Source organism: Nonomuraea sp. NPDC004580, from assembly GCF_040609855.1.
Taxonomy (GTDB): domain Bacteria; phylum Actinomycetota; class Actinomycetes; order Streptosporangiales; family Streptosporangiaceae; genus Nonomuraea; species Nonomuraea salmonea.
Window position 1 is genome coordinate 84,737 of the sequence record NZ_JBEXLH010000004.1, and the last position, 17,520, is coordinate 102,256.

General features: G+C 70.6%; 20 protein-coding genes. 9 read left to right on the plus strand and 11 right to left on the minus strand.

What is annotated here, in order from left to right:
- Positions 1 to 83: 83 nt before the first annotated feature.
- Together ABZW11_RS07490 and ABZW11_RS07495 are read right to left on the minus strand one after the other, a co-directional pair.
- Positions 84 to 1,307 carry a serine hydrolase domain-containing protein gene (locus tag ABZW11_RS07490; protein WP_355413703.1) on the minus strand — a complete coding sequence of 408 codons (1,224 nt, stop codon included), beginning with the start codon at positions 1,305 to 1,307 and terminating at the stop codon, positions 84 to 86.
- Positions 1,308 to 1,519: 212 nt separating this feature from the next.
- Positions 1,520 to 2,650, minus strand: coding sequence for an FAD-dependent monooxygenase (locus tag ABZW11_RS07495; protein WP_355413705.1), 1,131 nt, complete (start codon positions 2,648 to 2,650; stop codon positions 1,520 to 1,522).
- A 118-nt stretch (positions 2,651 to 2,768) separates the two neighbouring features.
- Between ABZW11_RS07495 and ABZW11_RS07500 the strand changes: the two genes are divergently transcribed.
- Complete coding sequence (locus tag ABZW11_RS07500; protein WP_355413707.1) at positions 2,769 to 3,662, plus strand: LysR family transcriptional regulator; 894 nt, start codon at positions 2,769 to 2,771, stop codon at positions 3,660 to 3,662.
- Positions 3,663 to 3,904: 242 nt separating this feature from the next.
- Here the strand turns inward: ABZW11_RS07500 and ABZW11_RS07505 are convergent, their stop codons facing one another.
- Together ABZW11_RS07505 and ABZW11_RS07510 are read right to left on the minus strand one after the other, a co-directional pair.
- On the minus strand, positions 3,905 to 4,441 hold the full coding sequence (locus ABZW11_RS07505) for a class I SAM-dependent methyltransferase (RefSeq protein WP_355413708.1): 537 nt from the start codon (positions 4,439 to 4,441) through the stop codon (positions 3,905 to 3,907).
- A gap of 57 nt (positions 4,442 to 4,498) precedes the next feature.
- Complete coding sequence (locus ABZW11_RS07510; protein WP_355413710.1) at positions 4,499 to 4,735, minus strand: hypothetical protein; 237 nt, start codon at positions 4,733 to 4,735, stop codon at positions 4,499 to 4,501.
- Between the two features lie 167 nt (positions 4,736 to 4,902).
- Between ABZW11_RS07510 and ABZW11_RS07515 the strand changes: the two genes are divergently transcribed.
- Complete coding sequence (locus ABZW11_RS07515) at positions 4,903 to 7,683, plus strand: BTAD domain-containing putative transcriptional regulator (RefSeq protein WP_355413712.1); 2,781 nt, start codon at positions 4,903 to 4,905, stop codon at positions 7,681 to 7,683.
- A 77-nt stretch (positions 7,684 to 7,760) separates the two neighbouring features.
- A complete protein-coding gene (locus ABZW11_RS07520) occupies positions 7,761 to 7,946 on the plus strand; it encodes a hypothetical protein (protein ID WP_355413714.1) in 186 nt (61 codons plus the stop codon).
- A gap of 46 nt (positions 7,947 to 7,992) precedes the next feature.
- Here the strand turns inward: ABZW11_RS07520 and ABZW11_RS07525 are convergent, their stop codons facing one another.
- Positions 7,993 to 8,907, minus strand: a complete 915-nt coding sequence (locus tag ABZW11_RS07525; RefSeq protein WP_355413716.1) for an NmrA family NAD(P)-binding protein — start codon at positions 8,905 to 8,907, stop codon at positions 7,993 to 7,995.
- 151 nt (positions 8,908 to 9,058) lie between these two features.
- Between ABZW11_RS07525 and ABZW11_RS07530 the strand changes: the two genes are divergently transcribed.
- A complete protein-coding gene (locus ABZW11_RS07530) occupies positions 9,059 to 9,634 on the plus strand; it encodes a helix-turn-helix domain-containing protein (RefSeq protein ID WP_355413718.1) in 576 nt (191 codons plus the stop codon).
- Here the strand turns inward: ABZW11_RS07530 and ABZW11_RS07535 are convergent.
- Complete coding sequence (locus ABZW11_RS07535; RefSeq protein WP_355413720.1) at positions 9,617 to 10,060, minus strand: VOC family protein; 444 nt, start codon at positions 10,058 to 10,060, stop codon at positions 9,617 to 9,619. The genes ABZW11_RS07530 and ABZW11_RS07535 overlap by 18 nt on opposite strands.
- Positions 10,061 to 10,065: 5 nt before the next feature.
- Positions 10,066 to 10,515, minus strand: coding sequence for a helix-turn-helix transcriptional regulator (locus ABZW11_RS07540; protein ID WP_355413722.1), 450 nt, complete (start codon positions 10,513 to 10,515; stop codon positions 10,066 to 10,068).
- A 96-nt stretch (positions 10,516 to 10,611) separates the two neighbouring features.
- Between ABZW11_RS07540 and ABZW11_RS07545 the strand changes: the two genes are divergently transcribed.
- Positions 10,612 to 11,046 carry a DUF1801 domain-containing protein gene (locus ABZW11_RS07545; RefSeq protein WP_355413724.1) on the plus strand — a complete coding sequence of 145 codons (435 nt, stop codon included), beginning with the start codon at positions 10,612 to 10,614 and terminating at the stop codon, positions 11,044 to 11,046.
- A gap of 10 nt (positions 11,047 to 11,056) precedes the next feature.
- Here ABZW11_RS07545 and ABZW11_RS07550 read toward each other — a convergent pair whose 3' ends face one another.
- The 3 genes from ABZW11_RS07550 to ABZW11_RS07560 all read right to left on the minus strand — a co-directional run bounded on the left by ABZW11_RS07550 (position 11,057) and on the right by ABZW11_RS07560 (position 13,631).
- Positions 11,057 to 11,269 carry a hypothetical protein gene (locus tag ABZW11_RS07550; RefSeq protein WP_355413726.1) on the minus strand — a complete coding sequence of 71 codons (213 nt, stop codon included), beginning with the start codon at positions 11,267 to 11,269 and terminating at the stop codon, positions 11,057 to 11,059.
- A 166-nt stretch (positions 11,270 to 11,435) separates the two neighbouring features.
- A complete protein-coding gene (locus ABZW11_RS07555) occupies positions 11,436 to 12,014 on the minus strand; it encodes a TetR-like C-terminal domain-containing protein (RefSeq protein WP_355413728.1) in 579 nt (192 codons plus the stop codon).
- Between the two features lie 138 nt (positions 12,015 to 12,152).
- Positions 12,153 to 13,631 (minus strand): hypothetical protein, encoded by a 1,479-nt coding sequence (locus tag ABZW11_RS07560; RefSeq protein ID WP_355413730.1) that lies wholly within the window; start codon positions 13,629 to 13,631, stop codon positions 12,153 to 12,155.
- Between the two features lie 305 nt (positions 13,632 to 13,936).
- On the opposite strand from ABZW11_RS07560, the gene ABZW11_RS07565 reads away from it, so the two are divergent.
- The gene (locus ABZW11_RS07565) at positions 13,937 to 15,025 is read left to right on the plus strand and encodes a DUF418 domain-containing protein (protein WP_355413732.1); all 1,089 of its coding nucleotides are present in this window, start codon (positions 13,937 to 13,939) and stop codon (positions 15,023 to 15,025) included.
- 200 nt (positions 15,026 to 15,225) lie between these two features.
- Here ABZW11_RS07565 and ABZW11_RS07570 read toward each other — a convergent pair whose 3' ends face one another.
- Positions 15,226 to 15,537 (minus strand): hypothetical protein, encoded by a 312-nt coding sequence (locus ABZW11_RS07570; protein ID WP_355413734.1) that lies wholly within the window; start codon positions 15,535 to 15,537, stop codon positions 15,226 to 15,228.
- A gap of 257 nt (positions 15,538 to 15,794) precedes the next feature.
- On the opposite strand from ABZW11_RS07570, the gene ABZW11_RS07575 reads away from it, so the two are divergent.
- The 3 genes from ABZW11_RS07575 to ABZW11_RS07585 are packed head-to-tail and all read left to right on the plus strand — an operon-like array spanning position 15,795 to position 17,504.
- On the plus strand, positions 15,795 to 16,232 hold the full coding sequence (locus ABZW11_RS07575) for a hypothetical protein (protein ID WP_355413736.1): 438 nt from the start codon (positions 15,795 to 15,797) through the stop codon (positions 16,230 to 16,232).
- On the plus strand, positions 16,232 to 16,921 hold the full coding sequence (locus tag ABZW11_RS07580) for a hypothetical protein (RefSeq protein ID WP_355413738.1): 690 nt from the start codon (positions 16,232 to 16,234) through the stop codon (positions 16,919 to 16,921). Before ABZW11_RS07575 ends, ABZW11_RS07580 begins: the two co-directional genes overlap by 1 nt.
- A complete protein-coding gene (locus ABZW11_RS07585; RefSeq protein WP_355413740.1) occupies positions 16,914 to 17,504 on the plus strand; it encodes a class I SAM-dependent methyltransferase in 591 nt (196 codons plus the stop codon). The genes ABZW11_RS07580 and ABZW11_RS07585 overlap by 8 nt, the downstream gene beginning before the upstream one ends.
- Positions 17,505 to 17,520: the final 16 nt, after the last annotated feature.

Genomic DNA, 17,520 nt, shown 5'->3' on the forward strand with positions numbered 1-17,520 from the left:
TGCGGTTCATGTCGGCGACGGTGGGGCTGGGCCGGTCCTGGTGGGCGCGGGCGGCGATGGCCTTGCCGTTGGCGGGGCTGGTGCTAGTCGTCGATGGCCTGGTAGAGGGTGGTCCAGAAGTCGCTCATGAGGTGTGCCGGGTTCGGGACCGAGTAGCCGACCTGGGTGAGCAGGATGCCGGTGAGGTCGTTGGCGGGGTCGGCGTAGGCGGAGGTGCCGGCGCCGCCGTCCCAGCCGAACTGGCCGATCGGCGCGTAGTCGCCGCGGTAGGTGCGCACCGCCATGCCCATGCCCCAGCCGCCCTGCTGGCCCTGGCCGAAGGAGATGTGCACGCTGTCGCGGGCCAGCGCGGTACGGGCGGCGTTCTGCTCCGGGGTGAGCTGGTTGGTGGTCATCAGCTCCACCGCGGGCCGCGACAGGATTCGCCTGCCCTCGTGGACGCCGCCGTTGAGCAGCATCAGGAAGTAGGCGTGGTAGTCGTCGGCGGTCGACACCAGGCCGCCACCACCGCCCTGGAACGCCGGAGCTTCGCTCCACCGTCCCCCCTTGGCCTCGTCCCAGACGAGGAACTCGCCGCTGGCCGGGTCGGGGGCGTACAGGGTGGGCAACCGGTCCAGCTGGCCGGCCGGCACGTGGAAGCCGGTGTCGCGCATGCCGAGCGGTTCGAAGACCCGCTCGCGCAGGAAGTCGCCGAACGCCTGCCCGCTCACCCGGGACACCAGCACACCGACCAGGTCACTGCTGATCTGGTACTGCCACTGCGCACCGGGCTGATGCATCAGCGGCAGCTCGCCCAGGCGGCGCATCCACTCATCCTGCTCCGGCACCTCGACCGGCAGGTTCGGCGTCAGCCCCCGCTCGAAGATCGCGTTCAGGATCGGGGTGCCCAGCGCCGTCATGTCCATGCCCAGGCCGAACGTCGAGGTCAGCACGTCCCGCACGGTGATCGGCCGCCGCGCCGGCACGGTGTCGTCCAGCTCGGCGCCGACGCTCCTCAGCACCCTGCGCTCCGCCAGCTCCGGCAACCACTCCTCCACCGTGTCGTCCAGCCGCAGCCGGCACTCGTCCAGCAGCACCATCGCCGCCGCGATCGAGACCGGCTTGGAGGTGGAGGCCATCCGGAAGATCGTCTCCCGCCGCATCGGCGCCCCACCGTCATGGCGCATCGTGCCGATCGCTTCCACATGCGTCCGGCCGCCACGGCTGACCAGAGCGACAAGTCCGGGAATCTTCCCGGAATCGACATGCCGCGCCAGCACGTCCCTCAGCCTGCGCAGCCCCGTCGCGGTGAAGTCGCTGTGTCCCATGATGAGTCTCCTCTAGAGAATTGTTCTGATCTTGCTGAGCCCGTTCGCGGCCTGAGGATTCTCAGGCGCTGGGCCGTTCATGACATCCACGATCGCCGGTCACCCTGATACCGGCCCGTCGCCGTCCTGACGCCGCCGCTGACTACGGCAGCGGCCGGCCGACGGTGAGCGCGTGCACGCCGGTGGGGACCGGGGCCTTCGGTTGCCACCGGTCACGGCGGCCACCGTGCGGCGAAGCTGGGCGCGTAGTCCTTCAGCCTGACAAGGTGCGTGCGGGCCGTCTCCCGTGTGCCGGCTGCGATCATGCCCGGCGCCTCCTGGGCGGGCATGCCCATGAAGAACCGGTCGGCGCCTTCGCGTCCTATCTGCTGGTGTTCGGCGACGAAGCCGCGCATCTCCTGCTCGTAGGCGGCGAACGCCGCCGGGTGCTCGCCGCCGGCGACGGCCAGTTCGCCGGCCAGGATGTAGGCGCCGATCAGCGCCTGGGAGGCGCCCAGTCCCGAGGTCCGCGCCGCGCAGTAGCCGGCGTCCCCGAGCAGCACCACCCGGCCCGAGAACCAGTGGTGCATCTCCACCTGGGCGTTGGCGTCGAAGAAGAAGTCCTGCGCCCTGCTCATCTCCTCCAGCAGGAGCGGAATGGGCCCGCCTTCGCCGGCGAACTGCCCGGCCACGATGCGCTTGTGCTGCGCGACGTCGTCACGGTCGTAGGCCAGCGGTCCGGAGGCGAAGTGCAGCGCCGCGTAGGCCTTGGCGTTGTCGCGGATGCTGAGGATGTCGGCCGCCTTGCCCGGCATGCCGTGAAGCCGGTCGGAGCCGGGCAGGCGGAGACGGCCGGGCAGGCTGAAGGTCGCCGTGTACATGCCCAGGTGCCGGATGAACCGCTCGCATGGCCCGAAGGCCAGCGAGCGGGTGCGCGAGTGCAGCCCGTCGGCGCCGGCCACCAGGTGGAAGCGGCGCGGCCGGCCGCGTTCGAAGGTGACCCGCACGCCGGCAGGGTCCTGCTCCACCGAGGCGATCGAGTCGCCGGAGACGTACTCCACCTCCTGGCGGGTGGCCTCGTACAGCGGGCCGATCAGGTCGGCCCTGAGGATCTCCAGGTGGTACGGGCTCCCGCGACGGTCCGCACACGCCGCGCCGCCCGGCCGCGTGTTCAGCTCCTGGACCCGCTCCAGCAGGGCCATGCGGTCCAGCACGTCCAGAGCCTCGCCGCGCAAGCTCACCACACCCCCGCCCGCACGCAGCCGAGGGGCCCGCTCGACCACGGTGGGGGTGAAACCGTGATGGCGCAGCCAGTACGCCAGAGCGGTCCCGGCGACGCCGGCGCCGGAAATGAGGACGTCCATCACCATGCTCCATCGAACCAACGAATCGTGCGATTCGAGGATCAAGTACGGTGAACGCCCGGAACAACGACGAATTTCGAAAGATCCCTTCAGTGAGAGTGAACGGAGCAGGTCAGGCGTGGAACTGCGCGACATCGAGATCTTCCTGACCCTGGCCGAGGAACTGCACTTCGGCCGTACCGCCGCCCGGCTGTGCCTGTCGCCCGCTCGCGTCACCCAGGCGATCCAGAAGCAGGAGCGGCAGATCGGCGCGCCGTTGTTCGAGCGCAAGAGTCGCACGGTACGGCTGACGCCGGTCGGGCAGCAGCTCCGCGACGACCTGCGGCCTCTCTACGCCGGGCTGAAGCACAGCGTGGAGCGGGCCCAGCTCGCCGGTCAGGGCATCACCGGCATCCTGCGTGTCGGCATGCTGCCCGCCAACGCCTACGACCTGCGCGCCTACTGGGACGTCTTCCGCCTCCGGCACCCGCAGTGGAGGCTGCGCGTCCAAAGCACCCAGTTCAGCGACTCCTTCGCCACGCTGCGCCGCGGTGACATCGACGTCCTGATCACCTGGCTGCCCATCGACGAGCCCGACCTCACCGTCGGACCGGTCCTGCTCGCCGAACCCCGGGTGCTGGCCGTCTCCACCGGCCACGAGCTCACCCGCCGCACCTCGGTCTCCCTGGAGATGGCCGCCGACTTCCAGCACCCGCACTCCGACACCCCGCCCGACTACTGGTACGACGCCTTCATCCCGCGCGAGACCCGTCGCGGCCGCACAATCGAGCGCGGCCCCGTGGTGCGGAACACCGAAGAAGCCATCACCCTCGCCGGCATGGCCGAGATCGTCGTGCTCTTCCCCGCCCACATGACCCGCTACTGGGTACGGCCGGACATCACCTACCTGCCCGTCACCGACATCGGACCGCTGCCGTACGCGCTGGTGTGGCGCAGCGACGCGGAGAACGACCTCATCCGGGCCCTGGCCGAGGTCGCCCGCGATCTCGGCCCCCTCGCGCCAGAGGGCTGACCGCCACCACCACGTTGAGTGCGGAAGCATCCGGCGGATCGGACGCCATCAGGTACAGCGCCGTCCCCAAGGGGTGAGGTCGGCTGCTGGAGGGGAGCAGGCTTGTGCAGGGTGGTGGGGACGGCACGAAGCTGGTCCGCCCGTTGGTCGAGCGCGCGGTACGGCACGGGGTGCGCAGGATCGTGCTCGCCTCCGGGCGGACGGGGGTCGGTACGCACCTCGGCCGGGTCGTCGGGGCGCCGCTAGGCGGTGCGGCGCAGGGTGAACCAGAAGGTCGGGAACGGGTTGGTGCCCGGCGTGACGTCGAGGAGCTCCCAACCGTCGAATCGGGTGCGGATCTCGTCGGCGGTGACGCCGGCCGCCCACGGCGCGATCTTGGCGGCCGGGCCGCCGGCCGGTTCGGGGCCGTACCCGAACATCAGCAGCCGCGCCCCCGGAGCGGCGCGCCGGGTGAGGCCGGCGGCGTAGGCGTCGCGGCGGTGCAGCGCGACGCCGCAGTAGCAGCTCAGGTCGAAGAACAGGTCGAACGGGCCCGCCGCGTCGAGGTCGTCGAGGCGGATGACGCATCCGTGCAGCAGCTTCACCGCCACCTGGGCCTCGGCGGCCTTCTCCTTGGCCTGCTCGACGGCGCCGGCGACCAGGTCGACGGCCGTCACCTCCCAGCCGTGCCGCGCGAGACAGACGGCGTTGGTGCCGGTGCCGCAGCCCAGCTCCAGGACGCGGCCGGGCGGCAGGCTCCGCGGCCCCTCGATCAGGTCGGCCAGCTCGGGCGGTGACATGCCGATGTCCGCCCGGTCACGCGGACCGGACGGACACATCGGGATGGGAAGATGCCCTTACGGACGGGCGAGGGCGTACATCTTCGTGGAGCCGACCTTCACCGTGGTGCAGTAGTACTCGGGGCCGGCGGCGTTGGCGGCGCTGTTGCACGACTTCGCGCCCGCGGTGGTGTACGGGAACCAGCGGACGATCACTTCCGCGGAAGCCGGCGCCGGTGCGAGGACAGCGGTCATGGCGGCGGCAGCGACAGCGGTCGACATCGCCAGAGAGACGCGCCTCATGGCAAGCTTCATGCGCCAATCCTTTCGAGGTGCGGAGCCGCAGGGGTCGCGAGCGGCTCCATCTGCGGAACTTCGATGCGAGCCTAAAGATCAGGTGTCTGTTTTCCGCCTGATTTCCGCACGGTTCCTGATCTTCACGCCCGTACACTCGTGCAGGGTGTGAAACGGGAGGATCGCTGATGGAGAAGCCGGACGGTAACGCACCGGCGATACTGTTCCGCCTGCTCGGCCCCGTCCAGCTGGAAGTGGGCGCCGAGAAAGTCACCTTCTCCGGCAAACAGGGCGCCCTCCTGGCCGCGCTGCTGCTGCAGGCCGACCGGGTGGTCTCCACCCAGCGGCTGGCGGAGGCGATCTGGGCTGAGCCGCTGCCCAGCGGCGCGGCCTCCCGGGTCAGGATGCTGGTGTCCGAAGTGCGGCGCGCCTGCGCGGCGCTCGGCGCCCACGCCATCCACACCCAGCGGCCCGGCTACCTGGTACGGCTCGGCCCGGCCAGGCTCGACCTGGCCTGCTTCCAGGACCAGATCGCGCTGGCCAGGCAGGCGCCGGCCGAACAGGCGCTCGGCCACTACGACGAGGCGCTGCGCTGGTGGCGCGGCGCCCCGCTGGCCGGCATCACCGGCTCCTACGCCGAGACGCAGGCCGGATGGCTCGACGGGCTGCGGCTCGACGCCCTGGAAGAGCGGCTGTCGGTGCTGCTCGCCCTGGGCAGGACCACCGACGTCGTCACCGGGGCACGCGCGCTGTCGGGCGAGGCCCCGTTCAGGGAACGCCTCCACGAACAGCTCATGCAGGCCCTGTACGAGAGCGGCCGCCCCAGCGAGGCCCTGGAGGTCTACCGCCAGTTCCGCTACCGGCTGGTCAACGAGCTCGGCCTGGAGCCCACCGACGAGCTCCAGCAACTGCAGCACCGCATCCTGCGCTCCGAGGCCAACCCCCGCCGGCCGCAACGCCAGGACGGGCCGCCCGCGCTCCCCGTGCCCAGCCAGCTCCCCGCCGCGCCCGCCTCGTTCACCAACAGAAGCGACGAGCTGGCCGAACTCGACCGCCGCCAGAGCTTCGAGACCGGCCACGTCGGCGTCACCGTGATCAGCGGCCCCGGCGGCAGCGGCAAGACGTGGCTCGCCCTCCACTGGGCGCACACCCACCGCGACCGCTACCCCGACGGCCAGCTGTACGTGAACCTGCGCGGCTTCGACGGCGCCGAGGAACCGGTGCCGCCCGGCACCGTGCTGCGCCACTTCCTGACCGCGCTCGGCGTGCCGCCCGCCGTCATCCCCGGCGAGCAGGAGGCGCAGGCCGCGCTCTACCGGTCCGTCCTGGCCGACCGGCGGGTGCTCATCGTCCTGGACAACGCCAGGGACAGCGCCCAGGTGACGCCGCTCATCCCCGGCCGGCCCGGCTGCACCGTCCTGGTGACCAGCCGTAACCGGCTGGTGAGCCTGCACACCACGCACGACGCCCGGCTGCTGGAGGTGGGCGCCTTCTCCGACGAGGAGGCGCACCGGATGCTCGCCCGCCACTTCGGCCCCGAGACGATGGCCGCCGACCCCGGCTCCGTCGCCGTGCTGCTCAAGCACACCGGCGGCCTGCCCCTGGCGCTCGGGGTGCTGGCCGCCCGCGCCACCGCCCACCCCGGCTTCCCCCTGGCCGTCCTCGCCAGGGAACTGAGCGACCCGGCCACCAGGCTCGACGCCCTGCAGACCGGGGACCTCGGCGCGGACCTGCGCGCCGTGTTCGCCTCCTCCTACGCGGCGCTCGATCCGCCGGCCGCGCGGCTCTTCCTCCTGCTCGGCACGGTCCCCGGCCCCGAGATCGGCCTGCCCGCGGCCGCCGCACTCGCCGGGCTTCCGCCCGCCGCGACGCGCACGCTGATCTCCATGCTGGAGACGGCCACCCTCATCCGGCAGCACGCCCCCGGCCGCTACTGGATGCACGACCTGATCCAGCTGTACGCCGCGGAACGGGCCGAAGCCGACCTGCCCGCCGAGGCCCGCAGGCAAGCCCTGACCCGGCTGGTCGAGACGTACACCGACACCGCCTGCGCCGCGGACCGGGCGCTCTACCCGCACCGGCCCGCCATCCCCCGGCGCGCGGGCCGGCACGTCTTCGCCGACGCCGCAGCCGCGCTGGCCTGGTTCGAGACCGAGCTGCCGTGCCTGCTGCCGGCGCAGGTCCTGGCCGCCGAGCTGGGCATGGACGCCGAGGCGTGGCAGCTCGCCTGGGGCATGAACACCTTCCTGCTGCGCCGCTCCTACACCCGCGAACGGCTCACCTCCTGGGAGATCGCGCTGGCCGCCGCCGGACGGCTGCGCCTGCCGTACACCACCGCCGTCGTCCACTGGCACACCGGCTACGCCCACGCCGCGGCCGGCCGGATCGACGCGGCGGCCGGCCACCTCGACCGGGCGCTGGAGCTGTTCGGCCAGGCCCAGGACCGGCCCATGCTCGCCCAGGTGCACCACACGTTCGGCTGGATGTGGAGCGTCCACGGGCAGCCGCGGCGCGGGCTCGGCCACGCGCAGACCGCGCTGCGCCTGCAGCGCGAGGCCGGTGATCCGATCTGGGAGGCGAACGCGCTCAGCGCCGTCGGCTGGATCCGCCTGCAACTCGGCGAGTACGACGCCGCGCGCGAGGCCTGCGAGCAGGCCCTCACCCTCTTCCGCCGCCACCACGACGGCGGCGGCGAAGCGGCCACCCTCGACAGCCTCGGCCTGCTCGCCTTCCACCAGGGCGAGTACGAACGCGCGCTGGACTACTACGGGCGCTGCCTCGGCCTGCGCGAAGGCACCGGCAACGCCTCGCAGAGCGCCGACACGCTGGTGGCCTTCGGCGACACCCACCACGCGCTCGGCCATACCGCCGAGGCCAGGGCCGCCTGGCGCAAGGCGCTGACGCTGTACGACGCCCAGCACCGCCGCGCGGAGGGCGAACGGGTGAGGCAGAAGCTGCTTTCGCCCTGAGGATGTGCCCGTGGTCACACCCCGGTCGGCGACGGCTTCCTAAGCTGCAGGAGACAACCGGAGAAACGGGGGAGAAGATGCTCAAGAAGATCGTTACCGCCACCTCCATCGCGGGCCTGCTGGCCACGGCCGTGGTGCTGTCCGGCGGGACGGCGGCAGCGGCAGCGGTGACGTCGGGCGTCGCACGCCAGTTCCCCTGGGAAGCCTCCATCGCCTCCCCGGACGGCGGCCACCAGCCCGACGGCGGCTACCACAACGACTGACGCCTGAGTGGCCGGCTTCTCCTGCCGGCCTGGCGGCCCAGGGCGTTCATGGGTTCTGCCCGGCGGCGTCGCCGGCGGCCAGGAAACCGGCGATCTGGGCGGCTCCCGTCCGCTGCAGCCAGGTGCGCAGGTCCATCAGGCCGGGGTGCAGGGCGCGGGTGAAGGCGACGTCGGCGCGGTAGCCGCGTTCGTTGAGCCAGGTGTAGGCGTAGGCGAAGTCCGCGCCGAGCCGGGCGATCACCTCAAGGGGGATCTGGACGTACGGCAGCGGCCGGCCGACCGCCTCGGAGATGGCGGCGGCGATCCGGCGCGGGGTCAGTTCGTCCCCGGCCAGATCGACCGCGCGGCCGATCCACTCGCCCGGCCGGCCGAAGGCCAGCGCGGCGAAGGCGCCGACGTCGTCGACGGCCATGATCTGCTGCGGCACGTCGGCGGCGAACGCGGTGGCCACGGCGCCGTCGTGCAGGTGGTAGGAGCCGGTGTAGTTCTCCATGAACGACACCGGGCGAAGGAAGGTCGCGGGCAGGCCGAGCCGGGTGATGTGCTGTTCGATCCGCCACTTGCTGATCGTGTTGCCCGGCAGTTTCTCGGTGTCGTGGCGGCCCGCGCCGGCGAGCGAGGCGTAGACCAGGTGCCGCACACCTGCGGCGTGTGCCGCGTCGGCGACGTTGCATCCCCAGCGGACCTCGTCCTCGGCCGAGAAGCCGGCCGGAGTGCCCGGAGAGCCGACGGTGGGCTGCACGCTGAACAGGCCGTAGGCGCCTTCGGCGGCGGCGGCGAGTGAGGCGGGGTCGTCCATGTCGGCGCGGACGAGCTCGGCGCCCGCCCGCGCCAGCGCGCGGGCGGCTGCGGCGTCCGGATCGCGGGTCACCGCCCGTACGTGCCGGCCGCCGGCGAGCAGGTGTGCTGTGACGGCCCGGCCCTGCAGGCCGGTGGCTCCCATCACCACGATGGTCTTCACGATGTGTCTCCAGACGGAAGGCATGCGGAGGCCACCTGCTTAAATGGGGTGGCCCTCCGGTTCTGTGTGAGTACGATATGGAGGGCCACCCCGTTTTTGCAAGCCCGCCGGAGGACACATGCCGCCCCACAGCCGTACGGCCGCGCGTCCGATGCGCGCGGACGCACGCCGCAACTACGACCGCATCCTGGCCGCGGCCGCCGAGGCCGTCGCCGAGCACGGAGCCGAGGCGTCGCTGGAGGAGATCGCCCGGCGCGCCGGCGTCGGCTCGGCCACGCTGCACCGGCACTTCCCCTCCCGGCAGCTGTTGCTGGAGGCCGTCTTCCGCGACAAGGTCGAGGCCCTGTGCGCCACCGCCGCCGGCCTGGCCGCCGAGCCCGACCCCGGGCAGGCGCTGGCGAACTGGCTGGGAGCCGTCGCCAGGCACGTCGTGACCAACCGGGGCCTGGCCGCCTCGCTCATGCGGGGAGCCCACGACGGCGATCCGAGCCTGGGCGCCACCTGCCACACGATGATCACCGACGCGGGAGCGGACCTGCTGGCCCGCGCATGCCGGGCGAACGCCGTACGGCGCGACGTCTCGATCACGGATCTGCTCAAACTCGTCAACGCCATCTGCCTGGCCGTTGAGCACGAACCCGACGGCGCGGCCCAGGCCGACCGGCTGCTCACCCTCGCGCTGACCGGAGTGCACCCGAAGGCGGGATCCTCATGGGCAACGGGCTGAGTCCGCCCGTTGCGGTCGTGGGGCGCCGGTCACGCGGACGAGGTTGCCGGCGGGGTCACGGAAGGCGCAGTCGCGCACCCCGTAGTCCTGGTCGATGGGCTCCTGCACCACGTCGGCGCCCGCGGCCTGCAGGCGGTCGAAGAACCCGTCGAGGTCGTCGGTGGCCAGGGTGACGGCGGCGTAGACGCCCTTGGCGATGAGCTCCAGGATGGTGCGGCGCTCCTCGTCGGTGACGCCGGGGTCGGGCGCCGGCGGATGCAGCACGATGGACGTGCCGGGCTGCCCGGCGGGGCCGACGGTGATCCACCGCATGTCCTCGAAACCGGCGTCGGCCCGGACCTCGAAGCCCAGGACGTCGCGGTAGAAGCGCAGCGCGGCCTCGGGGTCGGTGTGGGGCAGGAAGGTGTGCTGGATGGTGACGTTCACGCCGCTCACACTAGGCACGACCACCGGGCGCGGGCTTCTCGATTCTTGACCGGTCTGGTCACCTGCTTGCTCAGGCACGGCAGGATGCCCGCCGCGGCCTGGGAGTGGTCACGCCGGTAGACGCTCGGCGGCACGCCGACCAGTCCGGCGAACCTCGTGCTGAACGTCCCCAGCGAGGAGAAGCCCACCTCGAAACGCACGTCCGTGACGCTCAGGTCGCCGCGGCACAGCAGCGTCATCGCCCGCTCGATCCGCCGGGTCATCAGGTACGCGTACGGGGACTCGCCGTAGAGGCGGCGGAACTCCCTGCTCAGGTGCCCGACCGACAGGTGCGCTCCCCGGGCCAGCGCCTCGAGGTTGAGCGGCTTGGCGTACTCGCGGTCGATCCGGTCGCGGACCCGCCGGATCACGGCGATGTCGCGCAACCGTTGCGCCTGCGCGCGTCCGATGTCCATGGACATCATCGATCAAGAATCGAGAAGCGCCCGCTGGTACGGCGGGTTAGCGTCGTGAGCACGTAACCACCGATGACGACCAGGCAGGTGACAGTGATGAGCACGGACGGTTTCTCCGAGGAAGAACGCAGGGCGATCAAGGAGCGTGCGGAGGAGCTGCGGAAGGAGGCGACCAGAGGCCGTGGCGGCAAGGCGGCCGCCGCCGAGCTCGACGTGCTGTCGAAGATCGCGGAGATGGAGCAGCCCGACCGCGCCGTGGCCGAACGTCTGCACGCCATCGTCACCGCCCACGCCCCGCAGCTGTCGCCGAAACTCTGGTACGGACAGCCGGCCTACGCCAGGAAAGGAAAGGTCGTCTGCTTCTTCCGCAGCGGGCACGTGGACAAGGAGCCCTACTCCACCTTCGGCTTCACCCCCGAGGCGAACCTCGCCGACGACAGCGGCCTGTGGCCCACGTCCTTCGCCGTGACCGAGCTGAGCGACGAAGCCGCCAAGACGATCACCGACCTCGTCAGGAAGGCCGTGAGCTGACCGCGGGCGGTCAGGTCTCCCGGGGGCTGCGCCGCCTGGCGGCGTACGGCGCCGCGAACAGGTACAGCCCCGTGAACATCTGGAGGGCGAGCGGGAGCAGCGGCAGGTAGAACACCCACTCGGCGATCTCCAGAACCCCGGCGACGATGCCGGCCAGGACGGTCACCGTGAAAACGATGGACAGCCGGCGGTGTGTCTGCCGAACCCATGTGTTCCCGGTCATCGAGACCTCCTCTGCTGGACGGGCGGCTTCAGGCCGGAGCGCACCTCGTGCGCTCTCTGGCAGATCACGCTAGGCGCGGCCCAGGGGGCGGCGCTTCTCGATTCGTGACCGGTTCGGCTACTTGGACTGGAAGCGGATGCGCGATGGTGAAGCCCGAGGCCGAAGGTCAACCGCCCTCCGCGTCGGCCTTCGCGTGGTGAGCGGCGAGGCCGACGGCCGGAAGGATGGCCTGGTCGACGATGTCGGCCAGGTCCGCGTCGCTGGGAGGCGTGCCGTCCAGCAGGCGCTTGGTGACCAGTGCCTCGCCGATGTCGGCGACCACGGGAGTGAGCAACGCGGCGGGGAAGTGGCCGCGATGGGCGTAGTGGTGCAGCACCGTGCTGGTGAACGTGCCCCCCCGGCGGGCGAAGACGTTCTCGAAGAGCGCTTGGGAGACCTGCGCGGCCCCCAGAGGATCGGTGAGGATGGCCGCGACCGCTCGGCCGGCCGGGCTGAGCATCCAGGCGCGCATGAGCTGGAGCGATCGGATGAGGTCGCCGCGCAGATCGTCGGCTCCTGGGGTGGGTTCCTCGACCGGGTGCGCGTGGTAGAGCGCGTCCAGTAGCACCTCGATCGGGTCTGACCAGCGGCGGTACAGCGTGGTACGGGCGGTTGCCGCCCGCCTGCCGATGCCTTCCATGGTCAGCCGGCCGACGCCGACCTCCAGGACCTCTTCCAGGACCGCGGCGTGGATGGCGTTGGCCACTTCTTCAGCACTGCGCCGCGTCCGGCTGCTGTGATCTCTCAATCGTCGCCCCTTGATCGACCCCAGGGCCCATCTTACTTATGGAGGAGGCGGGCGCACCGCGACCGGGCCGGGGCCACCCGGCCGCGGTGGAAGCGGTCAGAACGAGATGACGGCCGTGGCGAAAGCGTCGATGACGACAGGTTCACCGGGTCGCGCCGGCGAGCTCACCGGTTCTCCTGGCCCGCTGCTCACGCCCGTCTGCTCCACCTGGCCGAGCTGCGCCTCATCGGCAGTGATCGCGATGGTGATGGGGTCGGCCGTCTTGTTCACGAGCAGGAGTTTGCGATCACCGCCCGCCGTGACGAAGCCCTGCGCATGGATGCGGCTGTCGGGATAGCCGAACACCTGGGTAGCCGTGGTGACGAGAGAGTCACCGGGGGCGAAGTGGCGCAGCAGCAGCTGAAGTGCCCGGTACCGGGCGTTGGGCGCGCCGCTGTCCCAGTCGATCAGCGTGGTGCCGGGAATCATGCCCGGGTAGTCCATGAACTCCGCGATGCCGACGAGATCCACTCCGAGCTCGACGAGCCGGGCCCACAGGTAGGACTGCATCGACGCGCTAAGCGCCCAGTACTCCTGCGGGATTGTGGGGGCCGGGTTCATCAGGTCCGGCGGGTATGACCCCAGTTCGTTGATGAAGGTCCGGGCCCCGGGGGCGAGCCGGCGGCGGATGGCGTCGATGTGGCGTACCTGGTCGAGGAACGCCTCGGCTTGGGCGAAGAAGAGCCCGCGCCAGTGCTCGAAGGGTGCGTTGCCGTGTTCGGAGATCGGGTTCACGATCTCAGGTGAGGCGTAGAAGTGATAGGAGAAGGCGTCCAGGGCGATGCCGTCGGCGTGATTGGCCGCGTCCAGGAAGTGCCAGAAGTATTCCGGCTCGCGGGCGACCGGGCTCAGGGACAACCCGATGAACTTCATCTCCGGGTCGAGAGGACGCAGCCGCTCCACGATGGCGTCGTAGAGCCGCGTGTACAGCTCGGGCGGGATGCGGTGCCCCATGTCGGGCTCGCACAGCACCTCCCAGTATGCGAAGCGGTAGTGGTGGCCCGATTCGTGCCACCGGCCGAGTTCGTCGGTGAAACCGCCCGCGATGTACCAGCTCGCGATCCGGTAGAAGTAGTCGGCGACCTCCCGCAACGTCGGGTCGCGCAGTTCGGTGCCCTGCTCGTAGTCCCAGTGGGTCTCGTAGGGATCCTCCGCGACCGGTACCGGCTCGGGAGTGACGAACATCCAGGCGGGGATCGTGGCGAAGTTCGCCACGACCGGCCGGCCCTGGGCCGCGTTCATGAAGTCCTCCACGAACGGGTCGAGCAGCTGGAAGTTCCACGACGTCTCATCGGCGGTGGGCGGAGTCAGGGCGGGCACCGCCAACCGGGGGTGGGAGTACCAGGGCAGGAAGCGCGCGAAGTCGGCGTTGAGATCGCGGAGCGCGTCGAACGCCTTGTCGTGGATCTGCGAACCACGGCGCAACGGCGGGGCGGTCCACATGTGCGTGGTCAACGTTGTACGCGACACACCGGTCCTGGTGTTCCAGTCAAGGCGCACCTCGGTGGACGGTGGCTCCGGAAGGTCGATGGTCATGGGTCTCTCCTTGTGTTCGCAGCGCGGCGAGGTGTACCCCTGGCCCGCTCAGGAAAGCTACGCTACTGTAGCTATACGCTTGTAGCTACACATTCGTAGCTAAATTTGGTTCCCAGTGCACTCCTCTTTGTCGGACTCCAACGACCGGAGCACGTGCACACCCCCCTCTGCGGACTACGCGCGAGCAGCCAAGGGGGTTCCTTTGAGGTGAGAGGTCAACCATGTCCATCGCTCCACCGGCCCCCGTTCACGAGGCCACTCCCATCACTCGGCGGGCGCTCGGCCCCGACCTCGCGCGTGGGCTGATGCTGCTGCTCATCGCATTGGCGCATGCGCATATGTACCTGTCCGGCCACGAGGCGGGCTTCCGCGGCTATGCCTTGGACGGCACCGCTGTCGACAAGCTGGTCGCCGGGGCGCAGATTCTCCTCGTGGACGGGCGAGCGCTGCCCATGTTCGCAGCCCTGTTCGGCTACGGCCTGGTCCAGCTCACCAACCGGCAACTCGCCACAGGAAGAAGCTGGCCGCAGGTGCGCACCGTACTGCGTCGCCGGAGCCTGTGGCTGCTGGCATTCGGGTTCTGCCACGCGCTCCTGCTGTTCTTCGGGGACATCCTCGGGGCATATGGGCTGGTCGGGCTCGTGCTCGTCGGCTTCATCCGGCGCGAAGACCGGGCCGTGCTACGGGCCGCGGCGGTTGGATTGGCGCTGCATGTCGTCGTGCTGTTCGGCTTCGGGCTGCTCACCATCTCCGCACCCAAGGGCGACACGCCCGCCGCCATGGCGGACCCGATCGAGGCGATCGTGATGCGGCTCATCGGATGGTCCGGAATGACGCCCACCTACTTCGCCGCCAGCGTGGTGCCGGCCTTCCTGTTCGGCATCTGGGCGGCCCGGCGCCGCGTCCTGGAGGACCCGCTGTCGAACCGGGACCTGCTCTCCCGCGTCGCCGTCGTGGGTACGATGCTGGCTGTCGTCGGCGCGGTTCCGCTGATGCTGATCGACACACGGATCTGGACGCCGTCGGATCTGGTGTCCGTGTCCGCGTACGCGCTGCACAGCGTGACCGGCATCGCCGGCGGGCTCGCGTACGCGGCGATCATCGGACTCATCGCCGGTCGGGGGCGGCGCGGCTATCCCGGCCCGCTCGTCAGGGCCCTCGCGGCCTGCGGCCAGTGGTCGCTGACCTGCTACCTGCTCCAGTCCGTGATCTTCGTCGCGGTGTTCGCCCCCTACGCGGGAGGGCTCGGCACGCGCGTCGGCGACGCCGCGGCGTCCGGCATCGCCGTGGTGACCTGGCTGGCCACCGTGGCCCTCGCCGCGCTGCTGGCTTCTGGCGGGCGAAGGGGACCTGCCGAGGCCGCACTGCGACGGCTGACGTACAGGCGAAACTGACCCACGCGAAGGATCCGCGAGCGGTCCTGGACAGGCAGAGATCGAGAAGCGCCGGCTTGTGCGGCGGGGTCAGCGTCGTGAGCACGTAACCACCGATGACGACCAGGCAGGTGACAGTGATGAGCACGGACGGTTGCTCCGAGGAAGAACGCAGGGGGATCAAGGAGCGTGCCGAGGAGCCGTGAGCTGGCCGCGGGCGGTCAGGCCTCCCGGGGGCTGCGCCGCCTGGCGGCGTACGGCGCCGCGAACAGGTACAGCCCCGTGAACATCTGGAGGGCGAGCGGGAGCGCTTCGGTGGCCAGCGTCCAGGCCGGGTCGCCGGGGTAGAGCTCGCTGCGCAGGTAGGCCCAGATGAGCGCGCGTACGGCGGCGACCCGGTCGGGGTTCTCGTCGGTGGTCTCGGCCGCGTGGAAGGTGGAGATGCCACCCAGCCGGTGCTCGGCCGGGCCGTTCATGTCCTCGCCGCGGCCAGGGGCCGAGATCATGACGCGGGCGGCGAACCGCTCGTCCACCGCTCCGGCCGCCGACCCGCTGGAGGTTCCTCCAGTGTCCGGAAGATCGTTCGTACGGTGAATGCGTGCTCGTCCGCCTTTCTTCGCGATAGTTCAGGACGTGGTGGGTTTTTGGTCAATGGGTGCCGCGCCTCGCCGGAGAGGAGCGAAACGCGCGGTTACCGTCGCTCTGCTGGTTGCGAGTCCTGGTCGATGAAGGGGAGAGGCCGATGCGCAACAAGACAGCCGACGAACCGCGAATCTCGGCGCATCACATCGTGAGCAAGCTGACCGGCGATGGCGCAGCGGACTCGACGACGCTCTGGGGCTACCTGGGCCCCTCCCGTGACGACGGGATGATCACCCTCTATCCCAGCCTGGAGAACCTCGGCGACAGCATCGAGTTCGCCAAGGCCGACATCCTCCACATCGAGGATGTGCCGGAGACGATCCTGCTGTTCGGCGCGAAGGCCGTGTGGATCCGCCGGGACGCCACCGTCGTCCGTCGTAGGACCGACACGGCCAAGACCGTGGGCACGTCCACGACGCCGGCCGGCGAGGTGACGGAGGAGGGTCAGATCGGCGACGGCACGCACGTGCGCAAAGGCCGTCTGCGCATGCGGATGATGCCGCGAGCAGCGGCGGCCTACGACTGCTATTCGCCGTGTTCCACCTGCCACAGCGAGTGTGGCGTCTGCATCTCGATCCCGCAGTGATGGCGGCCGATCTTCACCCCGCCGCATCGCACGACGGCGGTGCGGCGGCCATGGACGCCCTGGCCTACCAGGCGCCCTTCCTGATCGAACGACTCGTCAAAAGACGGGTCGCCGGCACCGCCGAGCAAGCGGAGGCGCTCTTTCTCGAGGCGAAGAAGTACATCGTCCTCACCCAGATCGACCACAGCATGCTCTGGCAGATGTACTCGCTGCGGGTCGACGAGGCCTGGCACGACTTCATCCTGTTCACCGGCCAGTACATGGAGTTCTGCCACCGATACTTCGGCCAGTACGTCCATCACCGCCCGAGCAACGCCCCGGATCCGGATCCGGAGCCGTCGCGACCGGTCGCCTCCTTCGGAGACTTCTGCGCGCGTTATGCGGAGCTCTTCGGGTCGCCGCCGCCCGACGAGTGGTACGACGCCAGGAACGTCACGACGGACCGGCGCGTGCTCAACGAACACGCCGGCCGGCTCGGGGTGCACCGCCGAGACGGCCTGGTTCATCTGAGCGACCCGGCCGGGGACGTCCTGATGACGGTGAACGACCTCGCCCATGACGCGCTGGCGTTCCTCGCCCGTTCGCCCGCCTTCCACGTACGGGAGCTGCCGGGCGGACTCACCGACGAGGAGAAGATCGCCCTGGTGGCGGCGCTGGTCGAGCACGGCGTACTCAAAGCCGGTGGATGAGACGGAGCAGGCGGGCCTGACCTATGCCCGCCTGCATCCGAAGAGCGGGCCGAACTCCCTGGTCGCCGAAGCGCTGGACATCGTACGGGCACCGAGCGGACGGGCACTCGACATCGGCGCCGGCCCCTTGAACGACACCTCCTACCTGCTTCAGGCCGGCCTTGAGGTCGAGGCCGTGGACACCGATCCGTACACGCTCACGCTCGCGGCCGAGATGAACGATCCCCGGCTGACGGTGGTCCACGCCGACGTCCGGGACGTGACGATCGCCCCGGCCGCGTACCGCCTCGTCGTGGCGATCCACCTCTTCCCGTTCCTGCCGCGCGCCGACCTCGGCCAGGTGGCGCACGCCATCACCGACGGCCTGTGCGGCGGCGGCGTGTTGTGCTGCACGTTCCTCGGCCGCGAGGACTCCTGGGCGAGGACCCGGCCGCACATGACGTTCATGTCCGCCGCCCAGGTGCTGCGCGCCTTCCCGCACCTGCGGCTGGTCACGCTGCGCGAGGAGCGCTACGACGGCTTGACCGCGGCGCGCCAGCCGAAGCGCTGGCACGTCTTCCGCTGCCTGTTCCGCAAGGACTGACCGTCGGGGGGAGGGG

Bases quoted from the DNA above. Each gene is read 5' to 3' on its own strand.
- ABZW11_RS07495 (WP_355413705.1), bottom strand. From the start codon at position 2,650: ATGGACGTCCTCATTTCCGGCGCCGGCGTCGCCGGGACCGCTCTGGCG.
- ABZW11_RS07580 (WP_355413738.1), top strand. From the start codon at position 16,232: ATGGCGGCCGATCTTCACCCCGCCGCATCGCACGACGGCGGTGCGGCG.
- ABZW11_RS07510 (WP_355413710.1), bottom strand. From the start codon at position 4,735: ATGAAGCTTGCCATGAGGCGCGTCTCTCTGGCGATGTCGACCGCTGTC.
- ABZW11_RS07490 (WP_355413703.1), bottom strand. From the start codon at position 1,307: ATGGGACACAGCGACTTCACCGCGACGGGGCTGCGCAGGCTGAGGGAC.
- ABZW11_RS07515 (WP_355413712.1), top strand. From the start codon at position 4,903: ATGGAGAAGCCGGACGGTAACGCACCGGCGATACTGTTCCGCCTGCTC.
- ABZW11_RS07545 (WP_355413724.1), top strand. From the start codon at position 10,612: ATGAGCACGGACGGTTTCTCCGAGGAAGAACGCAGGGCGATCAAGGAG.
- ABZW11_RS07520 (WP_355413714.1), top strand. From the start codon at position 7,761: ATGCTCAAGAAGATCGTTACCGCCACCTCCATCGCGGGCCTGCTGGCC.
- ABZW11_RS07530 (WP_355413718.1), top strand. From the start codon at position 9,059: ATGCGCGCGGACGCACGCCGCAACTACGACCGCATCCTGGCCGCGGCC.
- ABZW11_RS07560 (WP_355413730.1), bottom strand. From the start codon at position 13,631: ATGACCATCGACCTTCCGGAGCCACCGTCCACCGAGGTGCGCCTTGAC.
- ABZW11_RS07505 (WP_355413708.1), bottom strand. From the start codon at position 4,441: ATGTCACCGCCCGAGCTGGCCGACCTGATCGAGGGGCCGCGGAGCCTG.
- ABZW11_RS07550 (WP_355413726.1), bottom strand. From the start codon at position 11,269: ATGACCGGGAACACATGGGTTCGGCAGACACACCGCCGGCTGTCCATC.
- ABZW11_RS07540 (WP_355413722.1), bottom strand. From the start codon at position 10,515: ATGGACATCGGACGCGCGCAGGCGCAACGGTTGCGCGACATCGCCGTG.
- ABZW11_RS07565 (WP_355413732.1), top strand. From the start codon at position 13,937: ATGCTGCTGCTCATCGCATTGGCGCATGCGCATATGTACCTGTCCGGC.